The sequence below is a fragment of the Segatella albensis DSM 11370 = JCM 12258 genome, assembly GCF_000426565.1.
Taxonomy (GTDB): domain Bacteria; phylum Bacteroidota; class Bacteroidia; order Bacteroidales; family Bacteroidaceae; genus Prevotella; species Prevotella albensis.
On record NZ_AUFP01000035.1, the window covers coordinates 1 to 5,230 of the forward strand.

Genomic DNA, 5,230 nt, shown 5'->3' on the forward strand with positions numbered 1-5,230 from the left:
ATTCTTTCCGTCATTCTTCGGGATGACTTTCGGGATTCGTTCAGGATAAAAATATATAGAAATAGGTTATACCAATTAAACATTGATATAACCTATTATATATTATTATGGTAGTTGTTTCCAAGTAATTATACAATATCCATTACCCGAATGTCCTGTTTCAGTTCCACCGCTTGGACTTGGGAATATTTGATCTCCGCCTATAGTCTCTCCATTTGTAAGCATATCTCCGATATGTCCGGATCCGCCACCTCCGCCACCGGCATAATCAGCAGCACCACCGCCATACCAGCCGCCGCCACCTTGGCCACCACCGTCACCACCTAATGTATATCCTCCTTGTCCAAAAGAACCATCAACTATAGTTTGAGTACCAGACCTTGCATCTATTGCTGTAGATTTACCTCCTGTAGTTTGGGTACCACCTTTCGCTCCAGGCCGTGATTGATAAATGTCATAATAGCCTTGGAAACCATCTTCTCCATTTGTTCCACCCCCAGCACCTCCTGTTGGAGTTGTCTTATCTGAAAGGCTATAATACCATTCACTACCTCCACCTCCGCCAGCAACAATTAATACATCTGTTTCTTTAACAGATTCATAATGATATAATTGTCCGTCTGATAGCAAACTCTTTTGAATAGATGTAGCACCACCACCAGCGCAAATTGAATATCGATTATCTTCTCCAAGGCCTCCTCCATTCCAAGTAAAGTTTATCCCACCAGCTCCGACTGCTATATAAATATTTTGTTTTTTAGCCATAGAATAAGTCCCTTTTGCATAACCACCTTTTCCTCCTTGTGCTCGGTCTGGAAAACTTCCATATTCACCTCCTTGCGCTCCCCAAACTTCCAATTTATAATCTCCACTTATGGGCGCCGTAAAAGTTTGCACACTTCCCGTGTGTTTGTACTGGGAATATTACAAAGTGGAAAATAATTAACAACAGAAGAACGTGTGATATATAAATAATGTATCAATCATCATATAGATTTTGATACACTCCTTGTTCGTTATTTTACTCCTATTGTTGAATCTTTTCTTTTTAAGCACGTTGGTAGTACAAACACACGGGAAGTGTGCAGGAATTTACAGCACCCTTGAATACCACTTATAAGATAGAATGCTGGGGAGCACAAGGAGGTAATGCTACAGCTAACGGATCTATATGTATAAATGAGAGAGGTCTAGGTGCATATACTATTGGCTTAATACCTTTTTTAAAAGATTTAACCGTCTATATCTATGTTGGAGGCAAAGGTGAGGATGGCGTCGTTGGTGTACATAGTGCTGGTGGCTATAATGGCGGTGGTTCAGGTGCTTGGGATGAAAAAGATGATGATACAGGTGGCGGAGGTGGTGGCGCAACAGATGTTAGACTTACAGGTGGAACATGGGACGATTTTAGTTCTTTAAAATCAAGAATTATGGTTGCTGCTGGAGGTGGAGGAAAATGTGAAAAATATACTCAACCAGGTTATGGCGGTGGGCTTAGTGGTGGTAACGCTTATTACAATAATGAAATTATCTGTTCAGGAGCAACGCAAACATCCATAATTTGGGGGCATGGAGACAATACTGCAGGGAAAGGAAAAGATGGGTTATATGGATATTTTAGTGGTCTATCAGGAGGAGGCGGTGGATATTATGGTGGAAATGTAAGTTGGGATATTACAGGATCAAATAGCGTTCATGCTAGTGCCTCTGGTGGTTCTTCTTTTATTTCTGGATATTCGGGCTGTGATGCTATTGCAGAATCTTCTACAGAAGATAATATCATTCATACTGGCCAACCAAATCATTATAGCGGAAAAGTATTTACTAATCCTATAATGATAGCAGGAAACGCAAGTATGCCAAAGCCTAAAGGTGGAACGGAAACAGGACATAGTGGAGATGGATATGCAATAATCAGTTGGATATCACCAAGCCTATAATAAATAGTGTGTCAATGTCTACTTGATTATTGACACACTCTTATTATATTCTCTCCTGCTGTTAAATATTTTCTTTATGGTAGCTACTGGAGTACAAACACACGGGAAGTGTGCAAACTTTTACAGCGCCAGTAAGTGGAGATTATAAGCTGGAAGTATGGGGAGCAGCAGGAGGAAGAGGCGGTAGGAAAAGTACTTCTCATGGTCCGTTAGGAGGATATGCTATTGGTTATACTATTCTGGAAAATAGTACCAGTCTTTACATTTATGTTGGTGGAAAAGGTGAAGACGCACAAGATATAGCTTATACCTCCACATACATACCTCTTGGTGGTAAAGGAGGATATAATGGTGGTGGTGATGGTGGTAATGCTCCTTTAAATGGTTATGGAGCATGGTTTGGATATGTACGTGGCGGAGGCGGTGGCGGTGGTGCCACACATATAGCCAATATAGATAAAGGAATTCTTTCAAACTACTCAGATTTTAGAAATAATATATTACTTGTCGCTGGTGGTGGAGGTGGCCTTACTGACAGTTTTCATTTTTCAGATATGGAATCTTCTGGTGGAGGCGAATCAGGAGGAAATGGTGGTTTTAATCAATTTTATGCAGGTGGAACCCAAGATACAGGATATGCATTTGGACAAGGTGCAAATGCTTTGAATGAGCCAACTGGTAATATGGATGGTGTTGGTGAAGGAGACGGAGGAGGTGGTGGCGGCTGGTATGGTGGCTATGCTTGCGAAGTTTCAAAGTATGCGAACAATGGTAATGGCGGAGGTGGTTCCGGACATATCAATACTACTCTTATTACAAATGGTTATATGCAGAATGGCGTTCGCGAGGGTAATGGATATGCAATAATCACTTGGCAACAACTACCATAATAAAATACAATAGGCTATATCAACACATTCGCTGATATAGCCTATTCTTATATATGTCTATCCCGAACGAATCACAAAAGCATCCCGAAGAAGAATGGAGAAAAGAAAGTATGCTATAGGCTGGGTGATATCCAAGAGATAATAGCATACCCATCACCACTATGTCCCTGTTCTGTTCCACCTTTAGGCTTTGGCATACTTGCGTTTCCTGCTATCATTACAGAATTAGAGAATACATAACCGCTATAATGATTAGGTTGTCCCGTGTGAATAATATTGTCCTCTGTAGAAGATTCTGAGATAGCATTACATCCTGGATAACCTGATATAAAGGAAGAGCCACCCGTACCACGTATACCTATCACGTTTGATTCATCTCTTACTGTTGCGTATCCACCATAATATCCACCACCGGCTCCTGCACGACCTCCATCTTGACCTATTCCAAATTTATAGCCAGATGTTTGAGTTGCTCCTTGCGCTGCGTTTGTATTATAATCAGGATGAGTGTGAGTATTAGTATAATTAGGTGTGGACAGTGCGCCACCATAAGATGACGGATTTCCAGCAATACAACTTCCTGCTCCTGCCGCTACCATTATTCTAGATTTCAAGGAATTAAAATTATCCCAATTCCCATTTTGTAATCTAATATCTGTTGCACCACCGCCAGTACCGTTGTATTTATCCGGATTTGGTACAGTGAAGCCACCACCTCCGTTAAATGTACCACTCTGTGGTTTATTATAATCAGATTGGCTACTCATTCCTCTTTCACCAACATAAACATACAATATGAAATTTTTGGAAATATCAATATAACCTATTGTATATGCACCATTGCCATTAACTCCTCCGCTTGCTCCCCAACATTCTATCTTATATGTGGTCGCTAATGGTGCTGTAAAAGTTTGCACACTTCCCGTGTGTTTGTACGATTAATATCTCTAAATTGAAAATATCGAACAACAGAAGAACGTGTGACATATAAATAATGTATCAATCATCATATAGATTTTGATACACTCCTTGTTCGTTATTCCACTCCTATTGTTGAATCTTTTCTTTTCAAGCACGTTAGTAGTACAAACACACGGGAAGTGTGCAGGAATTTATAGCACCATTAGCGACCACATATAAGATCGAATGTTGGGGAGCAAGCGGTGGAGGTGGATGGAATAATTCTGGCGGACTAGGTGGATATTCTATCGGATACAAGAGTCTAAGTACATCAAATAACTTATATGTTTGTGTTGGGTCAAAAGGTGGTGATAATTTAGGTAACACTGGAGGAAATGGTGGATATAACGGCGGCGGTAAAGGAGGTAATGGATGTCAAGGAGATTATACTTATACCATTATTGGTGGTGGAGGAGGTGGTGGTGCAACGCATATTGCAACGACAGACCGTGGAGTCTTGAAAAACTACAAAGACTTTTACGAATTAGAACTTCTTTTAGTTGCTGGTGGCGGAGGAGGATTAGGCGTCTTTGGACAAACTCCTCCAGGTGTTGGTGGAGGGGAAAACGGTGGAAATGCTACCCCCAATTGGGGAACCACTATAGAAGGCGCAACACAAATTTCAGGATATGCATTTGGACAAGGACAAGATGGAAAAACAAAAAGTGTAGCTGCAGGTTCAGGTGCCGAAGGAAATGGTGGTGGAGGTGGTGGGCTTTATGGTGGTCATGCGAGTCAATTAGAGGGGGTGAACTCTAATTGTGCAGGTACTGGCGGCTCAGGATATATTAATACGACAAAAATTACAAATGGAACAACCATAGCTGGCGACCAAACATTCCCAAGCTCTTCAGGTGGAACAGAAACAGGACATAGTGGTGACGGATATGCTATCATAACTTGGCAACAGCTACCATAAAATTAAATAAGCTATATCAGCAATTTTGCTGATATAGCTTATTTTTTTGCTTCAAACGAATCCCGAAGAATTATGGAAAGAATATTATAGGCCTGCAGATATCCAACTGATTATGCAACATCCATTACCACCATGACCTGTTTCTGTACCACCTGTTGGACTAGGCATGACAGAGCCGCCATCTATCATTACTGGATTGGTAAATACCTTACCACTATAATGGTTAGGTTGACCAGTATGAATTATGTTATCCTCTGTTGAAGATTCTGCAATGGCATCACAACCCGAATACCCGGAAATGAAGGAAGAACCGCCAGAACCGCGTAGGCCAACCAATCCCCCTTCATTACCATGTGCACATCCTCCATAATATCCACCGCCTCCTCCTGCGCGACCGCCATCTTGACCTATTCCAAACTTATAACCAGATGTCTGCGAAGCGCCTTGTGATATAGTAGTATGAAGCCCATCTAGGTAATGATTTTCAGCCTCACCGAGGCTGGATAATGTACCACCATAAC

At 41.3% G+C, this 5,230-nt stretch carries 6 protein-coding genes; 3 read left to right on the top strand and 3 right to left on the bottom strand.

Features of this window, described 5'->3' with window-relative positions:
• Positions 1-105: 105 nt before the first annotated feature.
• Positions 106-897: a glycine rich domain-containing protein gene (locus K333_RS12335; RefSeq protein ID WP_051230942.1), complete on the bottom strand. Its 792-nt coding sequence runs from the start codon at positions 895-897 to the stop codon at positions 106-108.
• A gap of 185 nt (positions 898-1,082) precedes the next feature.
• On the opposite strand from K333_RS12335, the gene K333_RS0109680 reads away from it, so the two are divergent.
• The gene (locus K333_RS0109680; protein ID WP_027452636.1) at positions 1,083-1,940 is read left to right on the top strand and encodes a glycine rich domain-containing protein; all 858 of its coding nucleotides are present in this window, start codon (positions 1,083-1,085) and stop codon (positions 1,938-1,940) included.
• Between the two features lie 110 nt (positions 1,941-2,050).
• Positions 2,051-2,830, top strand: coding sequence for a glycine-rich protein (locus K333_RS0109685; protein WP_027452637.1), 780 nt, complete (start codon positions 2,051-2,053; stop codon positions 2,828-2,830).
• A gap of 113 nt (positions 2,831-2,943) precedes the next feature.
• On the opposite strand, the gene K333_RS0109690 is transcribed toward K333_RS0109685, so the two are convergent.
• Complete coding sequence (locus K333_RS0109690; protein WP_024990718.1) at positions 2,944-3,747, bottom strand: glycine rich domain-containing protein; 804 nt, start codon at positions 3,745-3,747, stop codon at positions 2,944-2,946.
• A gap of 185 nt (positions 3,748-3,932) precedes the next feature.
• Between K333_RS0109690 and K333_RS0109695 the strand changes: the two genes are divergently transcribed.
• Positions 3,933-4,709 carry a glycine-rich protein gene (locus K333_RS0109695; protein ID WP_024990719.1) on the top strand — a complete coding sequence of 259 codons (777 nt, stop codon included), beginning with the start codon at positions 3,933-3,935 and terminating at the stop codon, positions 4,707-4,709.
• Between the two features lie 84 nt (positions 4,710-4,793).
• Here the strand turns inward: K333_RS0109695 and K333_RS0109700 are convergent.
• A partial coding sequence (locus K333_RS0109700; protein ID WP_027452638.1) for a glycine-rich protein occupies positions 4,794-5,230 on the bottom strand: 437 nt, incomplete at its 5' end.